This is a genomic window from Acrocarpospora catenulata, assembly GCF_018476525.1.
Classification (GTDB): domain Bacteria; phylum Actinomycetota; class Actinomycetes; order Streptosporangiales; family Streptosporangiaceae; genus Acrocarpospora; species Acrocarpospora catenulata.
In genome coordinates this window covers 109,319-132,600 of sequence record NZ_JAHCST010000021.1, presented here as the reverse complement: position 1 = coordinate 132,600, position 23,282 = coordinate 109,319, and the positions used below count along the sequence as shown (strand labels likewise).

The following is a 23,282-nucleotide window of genomic DNA, read 5'->3' as shown; positions in this document are numbered from 1 at the left end:
CACCCACCACCACCCACCGCCCACCCCGAGGACCCCGCGAAACCACCCTCCTCACCCTCTTCACCGACATCCTCGGCACCCCCCACCTCGGCATCGACGACAACTTCTTCGCCAACGGCGGCCACAGCATCCTCGCCACCCGCCTCATCAGCCGCATCCGCACCACCCTCGGCGCCACCCTCACCATCCGCGACCTGTTCGCGGCCCCCACGGTGGCCGAGCTGATCGAGCGGCTCGACGGCGGCGGCGAGAAGAACGCCTTCGACGTCCTGCTGCCGCTGCGGCCGACCGGCTCGCTGCCGCCGCTGTTCTGTGTGCACCCGGTGGGCGGGGTGAGCTGGTGCTACAGCAGCCTGCTGCGCCATCTGCCCGGCGACCGCCCGCTGTACGGGCTCCAGTCGTCCGCGATCGAGCGTGCGGGGTCGGTGACCGAGCTGGCCGAGCGCTACCTGGAGGAGATCAGGCGGATCCAGCCCGAGGGCCCGTACCACCTGCTGGGGTGGTCCTTCGGCGGGCTGGTCGCGCACGCGGCGGCCGAGCTGCTGGGCCAGGACCAGGTGGCCATGCTGGCCCTGCTGGACAGCTACCCGGCCTTCTCCGGCGCCGAGCGCCCGGGGATCGAGGACCCGGCCGAGGCGCGCCAGCTGCTGATGGACTCGGTGGGCTACGCGGCCGAGCTCGACGAGGAGCTCATGGCGTCGATGACCGAAACCGTCCTGCACAACTCCGCGCTGATGGACGCGCACAAGCCGGGCACGATCGGCGGCGACGCGCTGCTGTTCGTCGCCAGCAGGACCTGGGAGCCGGAGCTTTCGCCCGCCGGCATCTGGCAGCCGCACGTGGGCGGGCGGCTGCACGTCCACGAGATCGACTGCGCCCACGACGAGATGACCCGGGCCGACGCCATGGCCGAGATCGGGCCCATCGTGGCCCAGCACCTGTTGGAGGCATGAGTCATGTTCAGAGTCGTCGTCAACCACGAGGAGCAGTTCTCCATCTGGCCCGCCGACCGGGACAACCCCACGGGATGGGAGGACGCGGGCTTCCACGGCAGCCGCGAGGACTGCCTCACCCATATCGCCGCCGTCTGGACCGACATGCGGCCGCTCAGCCTGAGAGGACCAGGGAAATGATCAACAATGTGGTGATCGTCGGCGGCGGTACGGCCGGCTGGATGACCGCTACCTATCTCAAGACCGCCTTCGGCGACCGCGTCTCGGTCACTCTGGTGGAGTCGGCGCGGATCCCCACGATCGGTGTGGGCGAGGCCACCTTCAGCACCATCCGGCACTTCTTCGACTACCTCGGCCTGGACGAGCAGGACTGGATGCCGCAGTGCGCCGCCTCCTACAAGCTGGCCATCAGGTTCGAGAACTGGCGGGGCGACGGCACGCACTTCTACCACCCGTTCGAGCGGCTGCGCGTCGCCGACGGCTTCACCCTGGCCGACTGGCACATGGCGTTGAACGGCGACTCCGCGACCTTCGACCGGCACTGCTACGTCACGCCGTGGTTGTGCGAGGCCAGGCGCTCGCCCAGGCTGCTCGGCGGCGGCCTGTTCGTGTCCGGCCTGGACGGCTCGCTCGGCCGCTCGACCCTGGACGAGCAGCGCGCCCAGTTCCCCTACGCCTACCACTTCGACGCCGCCCAGCTGGCCCGCTTCCTGACCGGCCTGGGCGTGAAGATGGGCGTGCGGCACGTGCTGGACGACGTGACCGGCGTCGGCCAGGACGAGCGCGGCTGGATCACGCACGTCGACACCAAGGAGCACGGCCCGCTGACCGGCGACCTCTTCGTCGACTGCACCGGCTTCCGCGGCCTGCTCATCAACGGCGCCCTCGGCGAGTCCTTCATGTCCTTCCAGGACGTGCTGCCCAACAACCGCGCGGTCGCGCTGCGCGTGCCGCGCGCCGAGCAGGAGCTCATCAACCCCTACACCACGGCCAGCGCGATGGACGCCGGCTGGATCTGGACCATCCCGCTGTACGGCCGGAACGGCACCGGCTACGTCTACTCCGACGAGTTCTGCACCCCCGAGGAGGCCGAGCGGACGCTGCGCGCGTTCGCCGCGCCCGGCCGCGACGACCTGGAGGCCAACCACATCCGGATGCGGATCGGGCGCAACCACCGCTCGTGGGTGGGCAACTGCGTGGCCGTCGGCCTGTCCAGCGCGTTCGTCGAGCCGCTGGAGTCGACCGGGATCTTCTTCATCCAGCACGCCATCGAGCAGCTGGTCAAGCACTTCCCCGACCAGAGCTGGGACCCGCTGCTGATCGACGGCTACAACGAGAAGGTGGCCCGGGTGGTGGACGGGGTCAAGGAGTTCCTCGTGCTCCACTACCGGGCGACCGCGCGCGCCGACACGCCCTACTGGCGCGAGACCAAGCTGCGCAAGATCCCCCAGACGCTGGCCGACCTGCTGGAGGTCGCCGCGACCCGGGTGCCCGACGAGAGCCTGCTCTACCCGTACTACCACGGGTTCGAGCCGTACTCGTGGATCACGATGCTGCTCGGGCTCGGCCACGCGCCGGCCACGCCGCGCCCCGCGCTCAGCCACCTGGACCCGGCCCGGGCCCAGGCCGAGTTCGCCGCGGTGCGGGCGGGCGCCGAGCGCATGGTGGCGGCGCTCCCGTCAGCCCACGAGTACCTGACGAGCATCCATTGAGCGGGAATTCCACAGCTCCCCCAGAGCCCGCTCCCCCCGAGCCGGTCAGCCCGCGCCTGGTCGAGGAGTGCCGCTCCTTCATGAGCGCCTTCCCCACGGGGGTCGCCGTGGTGACGGCGATGAGCCACGAGGGCGAGCCCTGCGGCCTGACCTGCTCCTCGCTCATCAGCGTCACGCTGGCCCCGCCCATGCTGCTGGTCAGCCTGAACACCCACAGCAGGACCCTGGCGGCCGCCGTCGACACCGGCGGCTTCGCGGTGAACCTGCTGCCGGCCAGGGCGCGCGAGGTGGCCAAGCTGTTCGCGTCACTGACCGCCGACCGCTTCTCCGCCGTCCGCTGGTCCCGCCGGGGCCCGCTGGACCTCCCCCGGCTCGGCGACCTGCACGGCTGGGCGGAATGCCAGGTCGAGCAGGTCTGGACGGTGGAGGACCACGCGCTCCTCCTCGGCCGGGTGACGGACATCCAGATCGATCCAGAGACCCCACTCCTGTACGGGTTCCGCCAGTACGCCGTCTGGCATCCCGGGGAAAGGATTCTTCGTGCGTGACGTGGCCTTGGTCAACATGCCGTTCGCCGACCGGCGTCGGCCCTCGTTCGCTCTCAGCCAGCTCGCCGCCCTGGTCAACCGGGAATTCGGTGAGGAGGTCAACGTACGGGTGTGCTACCTCAACCACGACTTCGTGCGTTTCTTCGGCACCGAGATCTACGACGCGATCGCCGAAGGCATGGAGCAGCACGTGGCCGGGATCGGTGACTGGCTGTTCCGCCAGGTCGCCTTCCCGTACGAGCCCGACAACAGCGAGCAGTACTTCGCGCGCTACTTCGCCGGACCCGGCTGGGCCGATTTCCGCCGCGCGGTGATGACGCGCCGGGAGCGGCTGGGCGAGTTCTGCGCCTTCCTCGCCGACCGGTACCGCCTGGCCGAGGCCGACCTGGTCGGCTTCAGCTCGATGTTCATGCAGACGGTGCCGAGCCTGGCCATGGCCACCGTCATCAAGGACCTCTCGCCGGAGACCGTCACCGTCATGGGCGGCGCCAACTGCGAGACCCCGATGGGCGCCACCCTGATCGAGCACGCCACCCAACTCGACTTCGTCTTCTCGGGCCCGTCGCTGCGCACCTTCCCCCGCTTCCTGCGCGCCCTGATCGACGACGACCTGAGCGCCGCGCACACGATCGGCGGCGTGGTCTCGCGGAAGAACTGCCACGAGCCGCGCTACCGCCGGGCGATCGGGGCCGACACCGATGTCGACGACCTCGTCGAGCCCGACTACGCCTCCTTCGCCGACTCCTTCACCGGGCTGAACGCCACCGTCGAGGACCCGGTGGAGCCGATCCTGTTCTTCGAGACCTCGCGCGGCTGCTGGTGGGGCGAGCGCTCGCACTGCACGTTCTGCGGGCTCAACGGGCAGAACATGGGCTACCGGTCGATGTCCGCGGAGAACGCGGTGCGGCAGTTCGAGCGCCTCTTCGAGTACGCGCCGTGGTGCACGACCTACTCCTGCACCGACAACATCATGCCGCTGGAGTACCTCACCGACGTGCTGCCCAAGCTCGACCCGCCGCCGGGCTCCTCGATCTTCTACGAGGTCAAGGTGGGCCTGGACCAGCAGGACATGGCGGAGATGGCCAGGGCGGGGGTCACCAAGATCCAGCCCGGCATCGAGGCGCTGGCCACGGGCACGCTCAAGCTGATGAAGAAGGGCTCCTCGGCCTTCCAGAACCTCCAACTGCTGAAGAACTGCGTGCGCTACGGCATCTCCCCGGCCTGGAACCTGCTCATCGGCTTCCCCGGCGAGCCGGAGTCGACCTTCGAGAAGTACGTGGCCGACCTGCCGCTGCTCACCCACCTGCCGCCGCCGGAAGGGGTGTTCCCCGTCCGGTTCGACCGGTACAGCCCGTACTTCAACAACGCCGAGGAGTTCGGGCTCGACCTGCACCCGGTCGACCACTACGGGCTGACCTATCCCTTCCCCGAGGAGTCGCTGCGCGACCTGGCGTACTACTTCAACGACCGGTCCTTCTCGCCGTACCTGATCGCGGTGGCCCGCTGGCTCAGGCCGCTGGCGGCGGCGGTGTCGGCGTGGTGTGCGGCGTGGGAGGACGACGGGCGCCGGCCGGAACTGCGGCTGGAGGAGGTTGACGGCGGCTGGGAGGTGTACGACTCGCGCCGCGGCACGGCCGAGCGTTACCCGCTCGACCCGGCGACCGCCGAGGTGCTGCTCACGCTGGAACGGCCCACCAGGCTTGACCGGCTGGGCGCCGAGTTGCCCCACGTCGAGGGAGTGGCCGAGCGGGTGGCGGAGCTGCGCCACCTCGGCCTGGTCTTCGTCGAGGGCGAGCGGGCGATGAGCCTGATCATGGCGGAGACCGGTGTGGACCCGCTGCCCCGGCCGCGGCGCTCGCTGGTCAGCGCCCGGCGGCGGCTCCCGATAACGGTGAGCTGACAACGACTGAGCGGGGTACGGCAACGGCGCCGTACCCCGCTTTGTTTGTTGGTTTTCAGGACCCGAAGAAGTCCAGGATGAGGGAGTTCACCTCGTCGGGCTGCTCCAGGTAGCCGTAGTGGCCGCACTTGGCGACCTGCTCGTAGCGGCAGCCGGGAATGGCCATGGCCACCTCCTGGCAGAGGTGCGGCGGCGTGATGAGGTCGTCCTCGAAGGCGACGACCAGGCACCGGGTGCGGATCCCGCGATAGGCCTCCAGCCGCTCGGTGATCACCTCCAGCCGGTGCTGGGCCCGCATGACGGACTTGCCGGTGGGGAAGACCTCGAACAGGTCGAGCCACTTGCGCGCCTCGCCCTCGTCGTTGAGGGTGTGCGGGGACAGGCTGAGCACCGCGCGCAGCGCCGCGGCGTAGGCCGCGGGCAGCTCGGCGTCGCTGAAGTACAGCTGGGCCTCGGCGTCGGCCAGCCGGGTGCGGAAGTGGTCGGGGCGGCCGCGGGTGGCCAGCAGGACGGCCCGGTCGACCAGTTCGGGCCGGGCCAGCAGCAGCTCCTGCACGACGTGCGCGCCCATCGAGACACCGGCCACCCGGCACCGGCCGCCGCACAGCGTCTCGATCAGCCCCGCCAGGTCGGCCACCAGGTCGTCGATCTCCGGCGGCGGGCCGCCGCCCGGCGCCAGGCCCCGGTTGTCGAAGGTGATGACGCGGTAACCGGCCGCCAGCAGGGCCGGCACCTGGTGCAGGTGCCACACGTGCCCTGGGCTGCCGGTGCCCATGACCAGGACCACCGGGTCGCCGGTGCCCTGGTCGGTGTAGCTGATCGTGGTCCCGTTCACTCTGACTACGGCCATCAGGCCCTCCCGTCCTTGTCGAGTCCCGCGGCGGCGTGTTCCGCGACGGCGGGCGGTTCCGCTGGCTGTGCGGCACGGGCTCTGGCCATCGCCAGGCGCAGCAGGGGCGGCGCCATCAGGGAGGTGGCGACGGCGACGAGCACGATGACGGCGTAGGTGGCGGCGGTGAGGATGCCCAGCCGCAGGCCGACGGTCGCGACGATCACCTCGATCAGGCCGCGGGAGTTCAGCCCGGCGCCGATGGCCACCGACTCCCACCGCGGCAGCCCGCTGCCGCGGGCGCCGACGTAACCGCCGACGAGCTTGCCGAGCACCGCGACCGCGAGCACGCCCACGGCGGTGAGGGCCACCGCGGGTTCGGCGAGCACGGTGATGTCCAGGTGGAGCCCGGCGAAGGCGAGGAAGACCGGCGCCAGCACCGCGATCACCACGACCCGCAGGGTGTCCAGGTGGCGGGGGTCGGCCCCGCCGGGCACGCCGATCACCAGTCCGGCGATGAACGCGCCCACGACGCTCTCCAGCCCGGACGCGTTCGCGGCCAGCGCGCCGGTGAGGATCACCACCACGAAGACCGTCAGGGTCGGCGCCTGCTCGCCCGAGCGGCCGACCGCGCGTAACACGCGCCGGGCCGCCGGCCGGGCCGCCATGGCGACGGCCACCAGCACGGCCAGGGCGAGGATCGGCAGGCCCGCGGTGGTCAGGCTGGACCCGGCCGCCGCCACCGCCCCCACCAGCGCGAGCAGCACCCAGCCGACCGCGTCCTGGCAGGCGCCGGCCGCCAGCGTGAGCTGGCCGACGCGGTGGTCAAGCAGCCGCAGGTCCGACAGGGTCCTGGCGATGACGGGGATGGCGCTGACGGACAACGCCACCCCGAGGAAGGCCGCGAACACTCCGCGTCCGACACCCGGCCCCATGAGCGCGACCGGCACCAGGAATCCGGCCGCCACGCCCAGCGCGAGCGGCACCACCAGGCCCCAGGCGCTCACCCTGGCCAGGGTTCCCGCGCTGCGCCGCAGCTCGGCCAGGTCCAGCTGCGCCGCGGTCAGCCCCACCAGGAGCAGGACACCCAGTTGGGCGATGGCGTCCAGGAGGACGCTGTGACCGGTGCCGGGGGTGGGGAACCAGTTCGACCAGCCGGGCACCAGGCTCCCGAGCACCGAGGGACCGAGGATCAGTCCTGCCGACAGCTCGCCGACGATGGTCGGCAGGCCGAATCTGGCGGCCAGTCGGCCGAGGACCACTGCCAGGAGCAGGATCACGATGACCTGCAGCAAAAAGAGGGCTCCGGCTGACATGTCACGCCCTGTCTACCTCGAATTTCATTGGCCACCCCACCCTAGAAGGGCTGAGAACGGCCCCGCCGTGACCAGGAATGAATGGCGATTTCTCGCCACAGTCGGCCTCGACGCTTCACCGGCACTGATCGCTGCCATACGGTCCAGGCAGCGAGATCCCCATCACGAGCGAAGGATCCACGCGGTGAATGCTCGAATACTTCAGGAGCTGGACCAGCACGCGCGCCGCCCGCAGCTGGCCGAAGAATTAGCGGCGGCCCGGCGGAGATTCGCCTCCTGCGGCTTCTCATCGGCGTCATTCCTGGTGCCGCCGAGCGTAAAGGAAGCGGTCGCGGAAGACGTACTCGCCATCATCGGAAAATCCGGAATCCGGCGCGATCTGCGATTCAAGGAGACCGGGAACACGCCGCGCAGGATGCGCAACGTGACCCAGGCGGAGATCACCGCGCACAGCGCGCTGATCCCCGGGGTGTACCAGTCGGAGACCCTCGTCGGCCTGCTCGCGGAGCTGGTCGGGGAGCCCGTACTGGCGTGCCCGTACGAGCCGGAGCAGTACGTCATCACGCGCCTTGAGCGCAGCGGTGACACCCACGGCTGGCACTGGGACGACTACAGTTTCGCGCTGGTCTGGGTCATCGAGTGCCCGCCGGCCGAAGACGGCGGATTCGTCCAGTGCGTGCCGGGAACCACCTGGGACAAGGCGAACCCGTCCATTAACAGGGCGCTGCTCAGCAATCCGACCCATTCGTTTGAAGTGCTGCCCGGCGACCTCTATGTAATGCGCACGAACACCACGCTGCACCGCGTTTATCCGCTCAGTTCCGGCGTGCGCACGATTATCAATATGGGGTACGCCGCCAAGACCGACCTGGAGACCGTGGTATCGCACGAGACCATGGACGCGCTCTGGGCCGACTCGGCGGCGGAAAAAGCATGATCACCATGCCGGGGAAAGGAAGAATCCGATGAGCACTACTTTCACGCGCGGCCCGGTAGCCGACATCTTCTCGTCGTATCTCGTCGCCGTGTCGCTCTCGGCCGCCAGCGAGCTGGGCATCCTGGACGGGCTCAGGGAGCAGGGCAGCTACTCCTTCGACGCCGCCGAGGCCGGCGGGCTCGACCGGACGGTGGTGCGTCAGCTTCTCGCCACGCTCTCCTGGGCGGAGATCGTGGAGGTCGCCGACGACAAGGCCGTGGTCGGCCCGCGCTTCGACGAGGCCTACGCCGCGCGCGGCTACTTCTACTGGATGGTCCGGGGCTGCGGCGAGCTGTTCTCGGTGGCCCCCGGGGTCGCGCGCACCGACGACCGGGTCGGCGACTTCTACACCAGGGACATGCGGGCCGTCGCCGTCGGCTCGCGGCTCATCGGCGACACCCACGTGGAGCCGCACTTCACCAAGCTGCTGGCCGAGCTGGACTACAAGGTCATCTGCGACCTCGGCTGCGGCTCCGGCCAGCGGGTGATGGCCGCCGCGACGGCCCGGCCCGGCGTGCGCGGCGTGGGCGTCGACATCGCCCCCGCCGCCGTCGAGCTGGCGGCGGAGTCGGTGGCCGAGGCCGGTCTGGCCGACCGGATCAGCATCGTCACCGGCGACGTGCGGAACCTGGCGCCCCGGGAGCTGTTCGCCGACGTGGACCTGATCACCTGTGTCTTCCTCGGCCACGACTTCTGGCCCAAGGCCACCTGCGTGGCGGGCCTGCGGCAGTTACGCGCCGCCTTCCCCGCCGCCCGCCGGCTGCTGCTGTGCGACGTGGTCCGCAGCGAGCGGGTGCCCGGTCCCGAGACCCAGATCTTCACGCTCGGCTTCGAGCTCATCCACGCGCTCATGGGCGTCTACATCCCCACCCGCCAGGAGTGGTACGAGGCGTTCGCCGAGTCGGGGTGGGAGATCGTCGGCGAGAGCCACTTCGCCGCGCCCCCCGGAGGCGTCCTGTTCGAGCTGCGCCCCGCCGACGGCCAGGAGTGACCGCCATGAGCAGCAATCCCTTCGACGACGAAAACGGCGTCTTCCGCATCCTCGTCAACGACGAGGAGCAGCACTCCCTGTGGCCCGTGTCCTTCCCGGTGCCCGAGGGCTGGACGGCGGCGTTCGGCCCCGACAGCCGCACGGCCTGCCTGGACTACGTCGAGCGGCACTGGACCGACATCCGTCCGGCGAGTGTCAGGAGAGCCCTAGCATGAGCGCGGACACGGTCGAGTACCTCCTGGACGACAAGGAGGTGGACGCGATCCTGGCGATCGCCGACCGCGTCCGCGCCCTGCAGGAGGATCCGGCCGATCCCGGTTTCTACGACCGCTGCTGGCACATCCGCGAGGAGCTGCCGGTGGGTCTGCGCCGGTTTCTTGAGGACTTCCGCCGGACCGAGCCGGCCGAGATGTGCCTGGTGCACGGCTTCCCGGTGGACGACGCGGCGCTCGGCCCGACCCCCGGGCACTGGTCCGCGGCCGGGCAGTCACCCGCCGCGGGCGAAGTGGAGATCTTCCTCGCGCTCTGCGGGATGGTCCTGGGCGAGCCCTTCGCCTGGTCCACCCTGCAGGGCGGCCGGATGATCCAGAACATCGTCCCGATAAAGGGCGACGAACGGCGGCAGAGCGGCCACGGCAGCCAGTCGCCGCTGGAGTTCCACACCGAGGACGGCTTCCACCCGCTGCGCTGCGACTACCTGCTGCTGTTCGGGCTGCGCAACCAGGACGGGGTGGCGACAACCATCTCCTCGGTGCGCGACCTGGAACTGGCCGCCGAGGACGAGGAACTGCTGTCCAGGCCCGGCTTCCACATCCGCCCCGACGACGAGCACCTGCGTCAGCTGGAACTGCGCCAGCCCGGCCACCCGGCGCTGGAGCTGATGCGCCGGATGCGGTCCGAGCCGGAGGCGGTGCCCGTGCTCATCGGCGACCGGCGCAGCCCGTACCTGCGGATCGACCGGCCGTTCATGTCCTGCGTGGGCGACGACCCGGCCGCCGAGCAGGCGCTGGACGCGCTCATGGCGGAGCTGGAGGCCAAGAAGCAGGATGTGGTGGTGGGCCAGGGCAGCCTGCTCGTGGTCGACAACTACCTGGCCGTCCACGGCCGCAGCCCCTTCCTGCCCCGGTACGACGGCACCGACCGCTGGCTGAAGAAGCTGACGGTCAGCAGGAACCTGCGCAGGTCCATCGGCAACCGGGCGACCGAGAGCCGTCGAGTGATCTTCTAGCCCAGCGCCTTTCTCATAAATAAGGAACGAACCCCATGCGTACCGTGGTCATCTCCGGAGCCTCCAGCGGGATCGGTTTCGCCACGGCCGAGCGCTTCGCGCGCGCCGGCGCGGCCGTGGTCAACCTCGACGTGCGGCCGCCGTCGGGCACGCCGTCGAGCTCGGTGACCTGGCGGAAGACCGACGTCACCGACTGGCCGGGGGTCGAGGCCGCCGTGGGCGAGGTCTGGGCCAGACACGGCAGGCTCGACGTCGTCATCGCCAACGCCGGCATCAGCGTGCGGCACGGCGTGCTCGACATCGACGAGGCCACGGCGCGCCGGATCGTGGACGTCAACCTGCTCGGCGTGCTCGGACTGTGGCGGTGCGCCGCGGGATACCTGGCCCGCCAGGGGCACGGGGTGCTGCTGGCGACCGCGTCGGTCAACGGCTCCCGCGGCTACCCCTACTACGCCGACTACAACGCCACCAAGGCCGGCATCGTGGCGCTGTGCCGCACGTTCGCCCTGGAGCTCAGCCCGCGCGTGCGGGTGGCCTGCGTCAGCCCTGGCGCGGTCCTGACCCCCATGCAGGAGGCCGAGTACACCCCGGAGATGCTGGAGGAGGTCAACGGCAACATCCCGCTGGGGCGGCACGCCTCCCCTGACGAGATCGCCGCCGCCTTCTTCTACCTGGCCTCCGACGACGCCGCCTTCATGACCGGCCAGGAGCTGGTCATCGACGGCGGCGAGACCGCCGGCGCCACCACCTCCACCTTCGCCACCCGCGGCGGCTCGGTCGACACCGGGCCCCTCACCTGGCCGCTCTCCCCGCACGTGTCAACCCCGTTCCATCCATTCGAAAGGGACAACTGATCATGCGCAGACTCGCCGCCGCAGCCACCCTCTTCACGGTCCTGTCCGTCGCCCTGACCGGCGTCGCCAGCGCCGAGGCCAGCGACCGGGTGCCCCCGCCCAGCGAGAGCATCGAGAACTTCCACTGGACCTGATCTGCCGGAAAGACCTGAACCCCAACCGGACACGCGCCGGGCGGTCATCCCGCCTCGGCCGACAGAATCGCCGTCGCGAGCGCCCACAACTCGTGTGCTCCCTGGTCGTTGCGGAGCAGCGCCTCGTTGACGGCCAGGGCCTCCAGCGCCCGCGCGTGCCAGACCCTGGTGCCGAGCTCCTCGAAGACCTTGGCAGCCAGGGTCAGGTTGTTTCTGGCCAGCGTGGTGTCCCCGATGCCGAAGTAAAGGTTCCCCAGGGCGAGCGAGGCCGAGCCCACCACGAACTGCTCCCTGATCCGGTAGGCGATGTCGCGGGCGGTGAGCAGCGCCTTCTCCGCCTTTTCGGTACGGCCCTGCCGCGCGTAGGTCTCGCCCAGGGCGCGCATCACGTACGACTCCCCCACCACGTCGCGCAGCCGCTGCACGGTGTCCAGCGCCTTCTCCAGCGCCCGGCGGGCCTCGTCGATCCGCTGGGTGTGCAGCAGCACCTCGCCGAACCGGTGCAGCGCCTGGGCCAGCCCCCGCTGGTGGCCGATCTCCTCGAACGCGGTCAGCGCCACCCGCAGCAGCGGCTCGGCCGCGGCGTACTCCTCCCGGTCCATCCTGACCTGCGCGGTGCTGGCCAGGACGTGCGCCTCGGCGGCGCGGTCGCCGCACTGGCGCAGCGCCTGCGCCGCCTCGGCGTAGCGCTCCAGCGCCAGGTCGAAGTGGCCGGCCATCCGGTCCAGGAAGGCCAGGTTGCGCAGCGCCAGGGCGTGGCCGTGCAGCTCGCCCTGCTCCTCGAAGGTCCGCATGGCCTGGGTCAGCAGCGGCTCGGCCTCGTCGTAGCGCTGGCGGAACAGCTCCAGGCTGCCCAGGCCGTAGATCATCGCCGCCTCGCCGCGCGCGTCGCCGATCCGGCGCGCCACGGCCAGCGCCAGCTCGTGCGTGCCGCGCCAGTCGTCGAAGTAGCTGCGCGACTCGAAGAAGGTGGCCGAGGTCATCACCAGGTCCCAGCACAGGTCGGCCAGGTCGGCGGCGGCCGCCTGGCCGATGGCCGACAGCAGCGGCTGCCGCTCGGCCTCGAACCATTCGAGGGGGTCGGCCAGCAACCGGTCGAGCACGTCGCCGGGCAGGCGGTACCGCTCGGCGGTGCCGTGCAGGACCGCGAAGTCGCCGCCGAGCAGGCGGGCGTGCGCGGCCTCCACCAGCGACAGCCAGCAGCCGAGCGCCCGGCGCAGCGCCGCCTCGCGCTCCGCCGCGCTCTCCTCGGTCATGGCGCGCTCCCGCGCGTAGAGGCGCACCAGGTCGTGGAAGCGGTAGCGCGGCTGCCCGGGCAGGCGCGGCTGGCCCACCTCCAGGAGCTGCGCGTCGACCAGCTCCTCGACCAGGTCCTGGGCCCGCTCGACGGGCACGTCCATCAGCGCGGCGCCCAGCCACGGGCTGAACTCCGGCATGTCGGGCAGCGCGAGCCGGCGGAACATGCGGGCGAGGTCGGCCGGCAGGTCCCGGTAGCTGAGCGTCAGCTTGGCGCGCACGTCCACCTCGCTGTGGCTGAGCTCGTCGAGGCGGCGGCTCTCGTCGGTGAGCCTGGTCACCAGGTCGGCGCTGGTCCAGTTGGGCCTGATGGCCAACCGGGCGGCGGCCACCCGCAGCGCCAGGGGCAGCCCGCCGCACAGCTCGCTCAGCCGCCTGGCGCCGTCCACGTCCTCGTTCACCCGCTGCTCGCCGGCGATGCCGGCCACCACGCCCATGCCCTCCTCTGGCTCCAGCACGCCGAGCCGGATCTGGGTGGCGCCTTCCAGGGTGATCAGCCCGACCAGCTGGTCGCGGCTGGTCACCACGACGGCGCAGCCGGTGGCGCCCGGCAGCAGCGGCCTGACCTGGCTGGAGTCCCTGGCGTTGTCGAGGACGAGCAGGACCTGCCGGCCGGCCAGCGCGCTGCGGAACATGGCCGCCCGCTCCTCCAGCGTCGACAGGGGCTGGCTCCTGGGCACGTTGAGCGCCCGCAGGAGGTGGTCGAGCACCTCGAAGGGGGCCAGCGGGGGGCCGGCCTCGGAGTAGCCGTTGAGGTCGACGAAGAGCTGGCCGTCGGGGAAGCGCGCGGAGACCAGGTGGGACCAGTGCACCGCCAGCCCGCTCTTGCCGATCCCGCCCATGCCGGTGATGACCGCGATGAACGGCCGGCCGTCCCGGGGCCGCTCCGCCAGCAGCCAGTTGAGGGTGTCGAGCTCCTTGCTCCGGCCGACGAAGCCGCTCACGTCGGGGGGCAGCTGCGCGGGGACGGTCGGCTGCTGGGCGGGTGCCACGACCTCCTGCTCGGCGGGCAGCCAGCTCTGCCTGGGGCCGGTCTGGCCGCGCAGGATCGCCTCGTGCAGGCTGACCAGCTCCCCGCCGGGCTCCAGGCCGAGGCGCTCCACGCTGAGCCGGTATCCCTCCTGGTAGGTGGCCAGGGCCTCGGCCCGGCGGCCCGCGCGGCTCTGCGCCAGCATCAGCAGCGCGCGCAGCCGCTCGCGGAGCGGGAACTGGTCGACCAGGGCGGTCAGCTCGCCGACGATCTGGTAGTCGCGCGCCTGCTCCAGCTCGACCTCGAAGTACTCCTCGAGGATGGCCAGGCGCCACTCCTTGAGGCGCTGGGCCTCCGAGCGGATCACCTCGGCGTCCACGCCCGCCAGCGGCTCGCCGCGCCAGTGGTCCAGCGCCTCGGCGAACAGCCTCGACGCCTCCTCGGGACCGCTTTCGGTACGGGCCGACCTGGCCCGGCGCAGGGTCTCCTCGACCTGCTTGAGGTCCAGGACGTGATCGCCGAGCCGCAGCAGGTAGCCGGAGGGCGCGGTGACGATGAAGTCGTGCTGGACGCCGGCGGCGGCGAACTCGCGGCGCAGCCCCGAGACGCAGATGGCGATCTGGTTCCTGGCGGTGGCGGGTGGTTCGTGTCCCCAGATCGCCACGCCGAGCCGGTCGATCGAGACGACCCGGTCGACGTTGATCAGCAACATGGCCAGGACCGCACGCTGGCGAGGGCCGCCGAGCGGCACACTCCGCTCGCTCGCGAGGGCCTCGAGAGGCCCGAGGATCCGAAACTCCATGTGTTCGCCCATCTGGGTCCGACTCATGCGATCTTCACAGTCCACGGGCTTCCCGGCAACGATCTCCCTCCACCCGAGATGGTACGACTTTAGGTTGAAGAGGCGGTTATGTAACCATTGACGATAAATGCCGTGGTGCGTTCGTGGAGGTTTACAGCAAAGGTGACGAAACGTACAACGCCGTGCGGCACTCAGTAACGTGCCGGGCTCTGCCGCCCTCCCCCATCGCGGCTACGGTTTCAGCGGGTTTCGAGGGTTGCCGGACACGAATAACGCATCGAAATCGCTTCCACATTGCCGCCGTCTACTGTCCATGACAGCAGCCTTCCTCATACAGGCGAGCATGGTTGGTAACGATGTCCTTGACTGCAGAGCACAGGCCCTACGTCCCCCGCGGCGCCGATTGCGATCACGCCGCGCTCGACCTCAGCATCCCTCTGGTGGAGCTGGAACTGACGGAGCAGACCCGCTCGGAGCTCCTTGTCCTGGCGGCCTCTCCCGACCGGATCCACCCCGCACTGCCCAGGCTCTTCACCGGCCTGGCCAAGCGCCGGCTGGCCATCCGCATCCTGCACGGCCCGAGCCGGCCGGGGCTCACCAGCCCGTTCGCGCCCGCCAAACAGGCGGGCGCCCACGTCCACGTCGTCGCCTCCCTGCCCTACCAGTTGATGGTCAGGGACCGGTCGGTCGTGTACATCCCGCTCTCCGATCGGACGGCACCCGATCGGATGCAGCGGGTCATCAATCCGGTGCTGGCCGCCTCCATCGCCGGGGTCTTCGACCTCATCCACTGGGTGATGAGCGACCAGGGGCGCGGGGGCGCTCCCGGCGGGCAGGAGCAGCACGAGGTGCTGCGCGCGCTGAACGACGGCCTGACCGACGACCGGGCCGCCGCGCGCCTGCACCTGAGCAAGCGCACGTTCGCCCGGCGGGTGTCCAGCATGATGGAGCACCTGAACGCGTCCAGTCGCTTCCAGGCGGGTGCGGAGGCCGCCCGGCGCGGCTGGATCTGACCTGGCCCAGCGGTGGGCTCCCCTCAGGGAGCCCACCGCGCCAGCGGCACCAGCATCTCCTCGGGGCTCCAGCCGCCGTGCTCGTAGGCCAGGCCGGGGTCGGGCACCGGGAAGCGCGGCGAGGTGGCGACCGCCACCACGGCGCCGAGCCGTTCCAGCATGGGCCCCGTGGCCGGTTCCAGCCCGGCCTGCGCCAGCGCGGCGGCGGGCAGCACCAGCGCGTGGCCGTCGAGCGCGTCGGCCAGACGCTCGGCGACCTGGCCGGCCAGCGGGGGGCGCGGGTAGAGCCAGCGCACCCGGCCCGCGCCGCCGCCAGGCAGCGCGCACAGTTCCGGGGTGTCCAGCGCGGCCCAGCGCGCCGCGAGGGCGGCGTCCGGAGTGACCGGCACCTGGCCGTGGTCGGCGTAGGCGAGCACCTGCCAGCCGTGGGCGGCCCAGGCGGACGCCTGCCGCTCCAGCCGGCGCAACGCGCTCATGGCGCGGGCGTCGTAACCGTGCCGGTGCACGTGGTCGTCGAGGTTGACGTAGACCCAGAGCAGCAGTGGGCGCTCACGCGGGGCCGCGACGGCCGCCGCCACGTCGGCGATCACCCCGGCTACCAGGTCCTCGGGGTCGGTGGTGAGCGGGTGCGCGTGCGGGGCGCGACGCGCGCCCCGGGTGAGGGCGGCGGCCCACGGGCTGGTCAGGGTGTCCAGCTCGCGCCCCACGACCACCGTCTCCGCGAGGCCGGCGGCGCGCTCGAACAGCGTGGGCAGCCCGCGGTCGCCTTCTGACGGCCGTCCCGGCCCGTCCTCCCCTGAGTGGGGGAGGGCCAGAGTCTGGCCGGTGATCACGTTGATCAGGGATCCGTCCGCCGGTGCGCGGTACGCGGCGCCCACCACCAGGTGCTCCGACACCGGCGCGCCGGTGATGGAGGACATCCAGGCGGTCGCCGAGGTGCTAGGGAAGGTCGAGGTGAGGCGGTCGAGCTCGGCCCCGCGCCAGGCGGTGGCCGCCGTCTCCCAGGACAGGCCGTCGACCGCCAGGACGACCACGCCCCGCTCGGCCCGCCCCAGCGCCGCCAGGACGCGGGCGGGCACCGAACACAGGGAACGCCCGGGACGGGGTATGATCCCCATCCCGGGCTTCACCGGACCGGCATGGCGCACCGGACGCGACGATCAGTAGTTCGGCACGCAGTCAGTGCAGGTCGTACGGAACTTCACGACCTGCACCGCCTGACGGGCGGCGAGCATCTTCTCGACGAATTCCGGCGTGGTCATAATCGGGGTTTTCACCGTCTGGACGGTCTCGCGAATCACATGCGCCTCCTGCGATAGGTGGACATTCGTCCACTGCGATGAAATAGACGCTAAATATTCATAACTCGGCCGTCCACAGAAGTGCCGATTTCTGGCACTAACCCGCCACCAGGACTCTTTCCCTGCGCCCCACCAGCACATATATCGCCACCGCCGCGAAAACCGCCGCGCTGAACCCATAAACCCAGCGGAATTCCACGAAAGGTATGAGCAGCGCTCCCACCGCCATCGACAACACGAACGGCAGATCGATCACCGCGTCCATCGCGGTCAGCGCCCGCCCCTGCAATCCCGACTCGGTACGGCGCTGCACCAGCGTCGTCGTCGACACCATGAAGATCGGGATGGAAAGGCCGACGAAGACGCCGCCCAGGCACATCGTCACCTCGGTGGTGGGAATCACCAGGGCCAGACCGGCCGCGCTGAGGGCGAAGCCGATCGCCGCCACGCGGTGCTCGCCGTACATCCTGATGAGCTTGCCGACCATCAGACCGCCCGCGACGGCGCCCGCGCCCTGGAACGCGCCGACCACCCCGATGAAGGCGGCGGACCGGCCCAGGCCCTGGTCGACGGCGGCGAACATGGCGGTGTTGATCAGCCCGGCCGCGCCCAGCGCCGCGCCCACGGCCAGCACCGCGACGCGCAACTCCGGGTCGCCGAGGATGTGGCGGAGGCCGGCCACCAGGTCGGCGGTGAACCGGCCGCGCTCGCCCGGCTCCGGCCGCTCCAGGTCCGGCACGCCCCGCAACATCAGCAGCACCAGCACCGAGATCAGGAAGGTGCCCGCGTCCAGCAGGGCGACCGCGCCCAGCCCGAGGCTCACGTAGACGACCGCGCCCAGCAGCGGGCCGAAGATCCGCAGCGCCTGGCCGAGCGAGCCGAACAGCCCGTTGGCGTCGCCGAGCAGCTCGCCGGGGACCATCGAGTGCAGCAGCCCGCCCTTGGCGGCGTTGAAGATCTGGTTGGCGAAGCCGTACCCGAGGGTCACGACGAAGACGATCCACAGGTCCCCGGGATGCCGCACCAGCAGCAGCGCGAGCACCAGCGCCGCGGCCGCCAGGTCGTTGACGATCAGGGTGAGCCGCCGGGGGAACCTGTCGATGAGCAGCCCGGTGAGGGGCGCGAAGAACGACGGCACCGAGAGCAGCACGAAGACGATCCCGGCCATCGAGTCCGAGCCGGTGAGCTCCTTGACGTAGATGGCCAGGACCACCAGCAGCGCCCGGTCACCGATCATGTTGATGGACTGGCCGAAGAACAGCAGGACGAACCGTCCGTCACGCAGCAGCGCGCGCATCACACCTCCTCCGCCCAGCCGGCCTCGACGAGGACGGCCAGGAATTCGCTCGCGAACCTGGGCTGGACTGGTAACTCGGCGGCGTGTTCCGCGTACCGCGCGACGCCCGCCTGGTCGCGCGCGCCGTCGATGCCGTGCGCCAGGGCGAGCATGAGCGCGTACGACCCGGCGCGGTCCCGCGCCGCCTGGGCGTCGATCCACCGCCTGCCCCGCTCGCCCGCCGCCTCCGCCAGGCCGCGCAGGTTGAACGGTCCGGCCCAGGTACGGCGGAGCGACCGGCCTGGCGGCTCGGGTGCGGCCTCCTCCGGCAGCATGGCGGCGACGTGGGCGGACAGGTCGCCCAACCACCGCCGCGACGGCTCGCGGCTCTGCTCACCGTCCTGATTGCCGCCCTGATTGCCGCCCTGATCGCCGTCTTGATCGCCGCCCTGGCCGTACAGTGCGTCGAGGCCGTCGAGCGCGCCGAGCGCCACCGCCGTGCGGTGCCGCAGCAGCCCGCGCGTCGGCTCGATCCCGCCACTCGTAACGGACAGGCAGGCCAGGAGTCGGCTTGCGCCCCAGCCGAGTGCGATCCGCTCAAGTTCCGTCCGCTCGCCGGAATCCCGCCCGCCCGCCGCAGCGAGCACGCCGGCGGTGGCGCAGGCGACGGCCGCCGTGCGGCGCAGTTCGCCGGGGTCGAGCTTGTCGAGGGTGTCGGCCGAACTGTGGTTGAACCTGTCCGGCCAGTGGCCGAGCGTCACGGTGGGGCAGCCGATCGAGGCGTCCACCAGGAGGCTGTGGTCGGAGGCGCCCACGAAGGGCGTGGCGCGCCAGGCCCAGGTGTCGCACGCCACCGCGCCCGAGTAGGAGCGGGCGGCCTGCGGCAGCGCCGCCACCACATGCTCGGTCAGCGCGCTGACAAACCCCGGCAGGTGGTCGGGGCTACGCTCCACGATGAGCGGGCCGCCGCAGCGCCGCTGGTCCTGGCCGGCCATGTCCACGTTGACGGCGGCGACCGGGACCGACGCCGCCGCGTCGTGCAGGTAGGCGGCCATCCCGGTGAACTCGGGCGCCCACAGGAAGCGCACACCCCTGCGGCGGCTCCCCGCCTCCGCCAGTACCGTGGCCGCGCCGAGCAGCGCGGCGGCTCCCGAGGCGTTGTCGTTGACGCTCGGCCTGGGATGGCACAGGTGGGCGCCGAGCAGCACCTCCGCCGCCTCCTCCCCGGGCAGCAGCCCGGTCACCACCGGCATCGGCGCTCTGCTGTGCGTACGCACCACGACGTGCGCACGGCCGCGCCGGACCAGCTCGGCCAGCTGTCCCGGGGTCAGGCTGAAGGCCGGCAGCCGGGCGCCGGGGCGCAGTTCGATGCGGCCGACCCGGCCCGCGCTCCGGCCGGTCGAGTGCTGGTCGGCGACGAAGAGCTGGTCGGTGACGAAGCCCACCGCGCCCTGCCCGGTGGAGTGCTGGTCGGCGACGAAGAGCTGGTCGGTGACGAAGCCCGCCGCGCCCTGCCCGGCTGCCAGATCGAGCGCGACGGGTACCGGCACGCGTGGATCGTCGTGCGCCACGATCGCGCCGCGCAGCTGGTCCGGTTCGGCGTGGCCGAGCCGGACCACGGGTGCCCAGATTCCGTCGGGTGGGGTGGGCGCGGAGTAGGCGGCCAGCGCGTAGGGCTGCTCGGGGTAGCCGACCACGCCGGCCAGCTCCGCGTGGACCGGCGTCCACGACACGGGCGCGCGGAAGCTCCACCAGCGCCGGTCCCCGTCCGCGGCGAACTCCAGCAGCCGCACCTCCCGCAGCCCGGCCTGTTCTGCGCGCTCGGCGACGTACGCGGCGGCGGCCATGATCCCGTCCGAGGCCTGGTAGCGGTCGTGCGCGGCCAGTTCGACGACGTCCTTGACGGCCGCGTCGACGTCGAAGCGGGCGTGCGCCTGCTGTACGGCCGCGTCGACGGCGGGCGCGCTCATCGGCCCGCCACCTCGCGGAGGGCGGCCCGGCGCGCCGCCGACAGCGGCACGCTGATCCGGGTCAGGCCGGGCAGCCGCCGTCCCAGCACCCCCTGCGGCGGCTCGTCCGCGGTCACCACCCAGGGCAGTTCGGGATGCCCCGGATCGACCCGGCAGCCCAGCCCGTCGAGCGTGGCCACCAGTTCGGGTTTGGCCTCCCGGACCGCCGCACGGAGCGGGCCGAACACGTCGCCCTGGCCGAGCAGTCCCAGCGCCACCTCCAGCGACAGGGGCGAGACGCCCAGCGGCGCGACGAGCGCGCGCACGGCCGCCGCCACGCCGGGCGAGGAGATCGCGAACCCGGCGCGCAGGCCGCCGCAGCAGTAGCCCTTCGACACGCTGCGCAGCACCACCAGGCCGGGCGTGCGCGTGACCAGCGGCACCGCGCTCTCCCCCGGGCCGAGGTAGGACGCCCGCGCCTCGTCCACCACCAGCAGCCCGCCCGCCGCGTGCACCGCCTCGGCGAGCGCGGCCACCCGGTCCAGCGGCAGCAGGTCGCCGCGGATGCCCGGCCGCTCGATGAGGATCAACTCAGAGCGGGCCAACCCAGAGCGGGCCAACCCAGAGCGGGCCAACCCAGAGCGGGCCAACCCAGAGCGGGCCAACTCGGAGTGGGCCAATTCGGAGTGGGCCAATTCGGAGTGGGCCAGCCCAGCGTCTGGGGCGGAGCCGTCGGCCCACGGGTCGAAGGGCAGGAGGCGGGCTCCCCGGTGGGCTGCCCAGGCGGGCAGGTCGGGATGGGAGTCGAGGGCGTGGGCGAGGGTGCCGCGTTCCGCCAGGGCGCTCAGCGCGTGGAGCAGCCCAGTGGTGCCCGCCCCCGTCACGACCTGGCCGGGGTCCAGTTCGGCGCCGAAGCAGGCGGCGAGCACCGGGGTCGAGCGCGCGGCGCCGTAGGGGTCGTCGAGCGCGTACCGTCTGGCGACCTCGGCGGGCTCCCCGCCGATCTGCTCCCATGCCCGCTCGATCGCGCCGCGCACGAACTCCACCTCGTCGGGCGCCCACCGCAGGTCCACCGGCCTCGCTTCGACGATCCCCGCACCGTTCCCCGACACAGCAGGAGCGGACCGCCGCCGCCCAGGGGCGACCTCCCCGTACCCCGGCCCAGCGGAGCCAGAGCGCCACCCAGGGGCGGCCTCCCCCTGCCTGTCGGCTTCGCCGTGCCCGAGGACGGCCGGCTCTGGGCGCTGTCCGGCGGTCGCCACGAGCTGGACGTACCGGGTGGCGGCGGTGACCGGCGCGCCGGCCGTGAAGCCGGCGTCGGCGCGCAGGATGTCGAAGCCGGTCTCCCGCACCATGGCCGCGACCTCGACCGGCAGGTACAGGCGCACGTCGTCGCGGAGCACCACCGTCGTCCCGTCCGCGCGGGTGACCTTCAGCTCGCCCCGGCTGCGCCCGCTCATGGGGTCGTAGGAGCGCAGGAAGTCGAAGACCTCCCCGTCGGCCGCGAACCGCGCGACCGGCTGGTACGCGGCGAGGATGGCGGCCACGTTGGAGTGGTCGAGCACCAGAATGCCGCCGGGCGAGAGGCGGTCGCGCACCCGGCGCAGCAGGGCGCGCTGCTGCTCGTCGCGCCCCCAGCCGAAGGACTGCACGCAGATCACGGCGTCGGACTCGGGCAGCTCGACCGGGCCGAGCAGGTCGGCCTCGACCAGCCGGAGCCGCACGCCCGCGCGTCCGGCCGCCTCGGCCGCCTGGTCCAGCGCCCACCGGCAGACGTCGACACCGGTGACCTCGAAACCGCGTCTGGCCAGCTCGACCGCGTGCCGCCCGGTCCCGCACCCGAGGTCGAGCACGCGCCGGCCAGGCGCGTGCTCCTCCAGCGTCTTCACCAGGTAGTCGACCTCGCCCGCCGTACGCTCCGCGTTGTACTCGTGCCGTGCGAAGCGCCAGTAGTCGGCGGTGAAGTAGTCGGCGTACCAACCTGTCACGAGAACTCCTGCCGGGCGAAGAAGTCGCACACGTCACAGATGTCGATCGGGTTGCGCACCCCCTCCTGCAGGACGTAGACGCCTTCGCACACCCGGCACTTCTCCTCCACCAGCGGGAACATGTACCGCTGCATGGTGGCGAAGGACTCGAACAGGTAGTAGTCGATCCCCGGCCAGAGGCCGTAGAGGTGGTCGGCCATCGCGTAGGCCATCGACCGCTCCTGCGGCCCGGTGGTGAAGCGCCCGGGGGTGCCCTGGCGGTTGAGCTCGGGGGCGACGAGCTCGAGGTAGATGGTGAGTTCTTTCTTGGGGATGCGGTAGAGCGGGAAGATGTACCGCATCCCGCCGATCTGCCGGACCGGGATGCCGCCCATCCGGTAGCCGCTGGTGATCCAGGTGACCATGCTCGCCACCAGGTCGTCGCCGTTGAAGCCGAAGGCGACGGTGTCGGCGCCGATGCGCTGGGCGTGGTCCTCCAGCATGCGGCGGAGCACCTGGTGGCCGACGACCATGTTGAGGTGCCGCGACTCGCCGCCGACCACGGAGTTCATGGCCTCGACGAAGGGGCGGCGCAGCTTGAAGACCCGCTCGATGTCGTGGGCGTCCACGATGACCTGGTCGATGCCCAGCCCTTCCGCCGAGGCGCGGGCGGCGGCGAACGTCGCGGGCTCCTCCCAGTCGGGCAGCCCGGTGATGGTCACCGACGTGATCGAGAAGGCGGGCAGCCGGTGCCTGGTGCGCTCCAGCAGCTTCAGGAAGGCGACGCTGTCGCGCCCGCCGGAGAGCCCGATCACCACGGAGTCACCCTGGTTCAGCACGCCGTGGCTGAGCACGCTCTGGACGAAGGTCTCCTCCACGTAGCGGACGAAGCTCTCCTCGTCGAACTGCTCCACCCGGTGTTCCAGCTGGCCCGCGGTGTCGAACATGACCGACTTCACGTAGACCGGGTCGGGGACGCCGTAGACGACCCTGGCCGGACGGCGGGTGACGTCGAGATCGTAGTGGCGCACCTGGCGGAGCTCGATGACGTCGTGCTCACCGACGATCGTCGTCTCCTCGGGGACGATCTTCCCGTTGCGCAGGGTGATGACGGCGTTGGTAGGGATGCCATGAGCGGTCAGCACGTCCGTCAGGGGCTGGCCGACGGCGGCCTCCAGAGTTTCCGAACCGCCCACTTTGTTGTGGAAGACGACATGCGCCACGACTTCCTCCTTGCTCAAATATCTGCTTAATATCCTCTTACACC

General features: G+C 71.4%; 21 protein-coding genes. 12 read left to right on the top strand and 9 right to left on the bottom strand.

The window, feature by feature from the left end:
* From KIP79_RS22750 to KIP79_RS22730, 5 genes are all read left to right on the top strand, one after another.
* A partial coding sequence (locus KIP79_RS22750; protein ID WP_250213647.1) for a thioesterase domain-containing protein occupies positions 1-953 on the top strand: 953 nt, incomplete at its 5' end.
* Positions 954-956: 3 nt separating this feature from the next.
* Positions 957-1,133 (top strand): MbtH family protein, encoded by a 177-nt coding sequence (locus KIP79_RS22745; protein ID WP_214106918.1) that lies wholly within the window; start codon positions 957-959, stop codon positions 1,131-1,133.
* On the top strand, positions 1,130-2,665 hold the full coding sequence (locus KIP79_RS22740) for a tryptophan halogenase family protein (protein WP_214106917.1): 1,536 nt from the start codon (positions 1,130-1,132) through the stop codon (positions 2,663-2,665). Before KIP79_RS22745 ends, KIP79_RS22740 begins: the two co-directional genes overlap by 4 nt.
* Before the next feature lie 80 nt (positions 2,666-2,745).
* Entirely contained in the window at positions 2,746-3,213 is a 468-nt protein-coding gene (locus KIP79_RS22735) for a flavin reductase family protein (protein WP_214106916.1), read from the top strand.
* On the top strand, positions 3,206-5,113 hold the full coding sequence (locus KIP79_RS22730; protein WP_214106915.1) for a RiPP maturation radical SAM C-methyltransferase: 1,908 nt from the start codon (positions 3,206-3,208) through the stop codon (positions 5,111-5,113). Before KIP79_RS22735 ends, KIP79_RS22730 begins: the two co-directional genes overlap by 8 nt.
* Positions 5,114-5,168: 55 nt before the next feature.
* Here the strand turns inward: KIP79_RS22730 and KIP79_RS22725 are convergent, their stop codons facing one another.
* Positions 5,169-5,963: an alpha/beta fold hydrolase gene (locus KIP79_RS22725; RefSeq protein ID WP_214106914.1), complete on the bottom strand. Its 795-nt coding sequence runs from the start codon at positions 5,961-5,963 to the stop codon at positions 5,169-5,171.
* Complete coding sequence (locus KIP79_RS22720; RefSeq protein ID WP_214106913.1) at positions 5,963-7,258, bottom strand: cation:proton antiporter; 1,296 nt, start codon at positions 7,256-7,258, stop codon at positions 5,963-5,965. The genes KIP79_RS22725 and KIP79_RS22720 overlap by 1 nt, the downstream gene beginning before the upstream one ends.
* A 184-nt stretch (positions 7,259-7,442) precedes the next feature.
* On the opposite strand from KIP79_RS22720, the gene KIP79_RS22715 reads away from it, so the two are divergent.
* The 6 genes from KIP79_RS22715 to KIP79_RS48555 are packed head-to-tail and all read left to right on the top strand — an operon-like array spanning position 7,443 to position 11,441.
* Positions 7,443-8,195 carry a HalD/BesD family halogenase gene (locus KIP79_RS22715; protein ID WP_214106912.1) on the top strand — a complete coding sequence of 251 codons (753 nt, stop codon included), beginning with the start codon at positions 7,443-7,445 and terminating at the stop codon, positions 8,193-8,195.
* Between the two features lie 28 nt (positions 8,196-8,223).
* Complete coding sequence (locus KIP79_RS22710) at positions 8,224-9,225, top strand: methyltransferase domain-containing protein (protein ID WP_214106911.1); 1,002 nt, start codon at positions 8,224-8,226, stop codon at positions 9,223-9,225.
* A gap of 5 nt (positions 9,226-9,230) precedes the next feature.
* On the top strand, positions 9,231-9,440 hold the full coding sequence (locus tag KIP79_RS22705) for an MbtH family protein (RefSeq protein ID WP_214106910.1): 210 nt from the start codon (positions 9,231-9,233) through the stop codon (positions 9,438-9,440).
* Positions 9,437-10,453, top strand: coding sequence for a guanitoxin biosynthesis L-enduracididine beta-hydroxylase GntD (gntD, locus tag KIP79_RS22700; RefSeq protein WP_214106909.1), 1,017 nt, complete (start codon positions 9,437-9,439; stop codon positions 10,451-10,453). The genes KIP79_RS22705 and gntD overlap by 4 nt, the downstream gene beginning before the upstream one ends.
* Positions 10,454-10,488: 35 nt before the next feature.
* Complete coding sequence (locus KIP79_RS22695) at positions 10,489-11,307, top strand: SDR family NAD(P)-dependent oxidoreductase (RefSeq protein WP_214106908.1); 819 nt, start codon at positions 10,489-10,491, stop codon at positions 11,305-11,307.
* Between the two features lie 2 nt (positions 11,308-11,309).
* Positions 11,310-11,441, top strand: a complete 132-nt coding sequence (locus KIP79_RS48555; protein WP_256447404.1) for a hypothetical protein — start codon at positions 11,310-11,312, stop codon at positions 11,439-11,441.
* A 44-nt stretch (positions 11,442-11,485) separates the two neighbouring features.
* On the opposite strand, the gene KIP79_RS22690 is transcribed toward KIP79_RS48555, so the two are convergent.
* Complete coding sequence (locus KIP79_RS22690) at positions 11,486-14,509, bottom strand: AfsR/SARP family transcriptional regulator (RefSeq protein WP_214106907.1); 3,024 nt, start codon at positions 14,507-14,509, stop codon at positions 11,486-11,488.
* A gap of 440 nt (positions 14,510-14,949) precedes the next feature.
* Here KIP79_RS22690 and KIP79_RS22685 point away from each other — a divergent pair, with 440 nt between their 5' ends.
* On the top strand, positions 14,950-15,522 hold the full coding sequence (locus KIP79_RS22685) for a helix-turn-helix transcriptional regulator (RefSeq protein WP_214106906.1): 573 nt from the start codon (positions 14,950-14,952) through the stop codon (positions 15,520-15,522).
* Positions 15,523-15,545: 23 nt separating this feature from the next.
* Here KIP79_RS22685 and KIP79_RS22680 read toward each other — a convergent pair whose 3' ends face one another.
* The 6 genes from KIP79_RS22680 to KIP79_RS22655 all read right to left on the bottom strand — a co-directional run bounded on the left by KIP79_RS22680 (position 15,546) and on the right by KIP79_RS22655 (position 23,238).
* Positions 15,546-16,601, bottom strand: coding sequence for an alkaline phosphatase family protein (locus KIP79_RS22680; protein WP_214106905.1), 1,056 nt, complete (start codon positions 16,599-16,601; stop codon positions 15,546-15,548).
* A gap of 81 nt (positions 16,602-16,682) precedes the next feature.
* Complete coding sequence (locus KIP79_RS22675; RefSeq protein WP_214106904.1) at positions 16,683-16,823, bottom strand: hypothetical protein; 141 nt, start codon at positions 16,821-16,823, stop codon at positions 16,683-16,685.
* 97 nt (positions 16,824-16,920) lie between these two features.
* Positions 16,921-18,120, bottom strand: coding sequence for an MFS transporter (locus tag KIP79_RS22670; protein WP_214106903.1), 1,200 nt, complete (start codon positions 18,118-18,120; stop codon positions 16,921-16,923).
* On the bottom strand, positions 18,120-20,069 hold the full coding sequence (locus tag KIP79_RS22665; protein ID WP_214106902.1) for a DUF4910 domain-containing protein: 1,950 nt from the start codon (positions 20,067-20,069) through the stop codon (positions 18,120-18,122). The genes KIP79_RS22670 and KIP79_RS22665 overlap by 1 nt, the downstream gene beginning before the upstream one ends.
* Entirely contained in the window at positions 20,066-22,036 is a 1,971-nt protein-coding gene (locus KIP79_RS22660; RefSeq protein WP_308169840.1) for an aminotransferase class I/II-fold pyridoxal phosphate-dependent enzyme, read from the bottom strand. Before KIP79_RS22660 ends, KIP79_RS22665 begins: the two co-directional genes overlap by 4 nt.
* Positions 22,033-23,238 carry a tRNA lysidine(34) synthetase gene (locus KIP79_RS22655; RefSeq protein ID WP_214106900.1) on the bottom strand — a complete coding sequence of 402 codons (1,206 nt, stop codon included), beginning with the start codon at positions 23,236-23,238 and terminating at the stop codon, positions 22,033-22,035. The genes KIP79_RS22660 and KIP79_RS22655 overlap by 4 nt, the downstream gene beginning before the upstream one ends.
* Positions 23,239-23,282: the final 44 nt, after the last annotated feature.

Bases quoted from the DNA above. Each gene is read 5' to 3' on its own strand.
- KIP79_RS22745 (WP_214106918.1), top strand. From the start codon at position 957: ATGTTCAGAGTCGTCGTCAACCACGAGGAGCAGTTCTCCATCTGGCCC.
- KIP79_RS22740 (WP_214106917.1), top strand. From the start codon at position 1,130: ATGATCAACAATGTGGTGATCGTCGGCGGCGGTACGGCCGGCTGGATG.
- KIP79_RS22735 (WP_214106916.1), top strand. From the start codon at position 2,746: ATGAGCGCCTTCCCCACGGGGGTCGCCGTGGTGACGGCGATGAGCCAC.
- KIP79_RS22725 (WP_214106914.1), bottom strand. From the start codon at position 5,963: ATGGCCGTAGTCAGAGTGAACGGGACCACGATCAGCTACACCGACCAG.
- KIP79_RS22720 (WP_214106913.1), bottom strand. From the start codon at position 7,258: ATGTCAGCCGGAGCCCTCTTTTTGCTGCAGGTCATCGTGATCCTGCTC.
- KIP79_RS22710 (WP_214106911.1), top strand. From the start codon at position 8,224: ATGAGCACTACTTTCACGCGCGGCCCGGTAGCCGACATCTTCTCGTCG.
- KIP79_RS22705 (WP_214106910.1), top strand. From the start codon at position 9,231: ATGAGCAGCAATCCCTTCGACGACGAAAACGGCGTCTTCCGCATCCTC.
- gntD (WP_214106909.1), top strand. From the start codon at position 9,437: ATGAGCGCGGACACGGTCGAGTACCTCCTGGACGACAAGGAGGTGGAC.
- KIP79_RS22695 (WP_214106908.1), top strand. From the start codon at position 10,489: ATGCGTACCGTGGTCATCTCCGGAGCCTCCAGCGGGATCGGTTTCGCC.
- KIP79_RS48555 (WP_256447404.1), top strand. From the start codon at position 11,310: ATGCGCAGACTCGCCGCCGCAGCCACCCTCTTCACGGTCCTGTCCGTC.
- KIP79_RS22690 (WP_214106907.1), bottom strand. From the start codon at position 14,509: ATGGAGTTTCGGATCCTCGGGCCTCTCGAGGCCCTCGCGAGCGAGCGG.
- KIP79_RS22670 (WP_214106903.1), bottom strand. From the start codon at position 18,120: ATGCGCGCGCTGCTGCGTGACGGACGGTTCGTCCTGCTGTTCTTCGGC.
- KIP79_RS22665 (WP_214106902.1), bottom strand. From the start codon at position 20,069: ATGAGCGCGCCCGCCGTCGACGCGGCCGTACAGCAGGCGCACGCCCGC.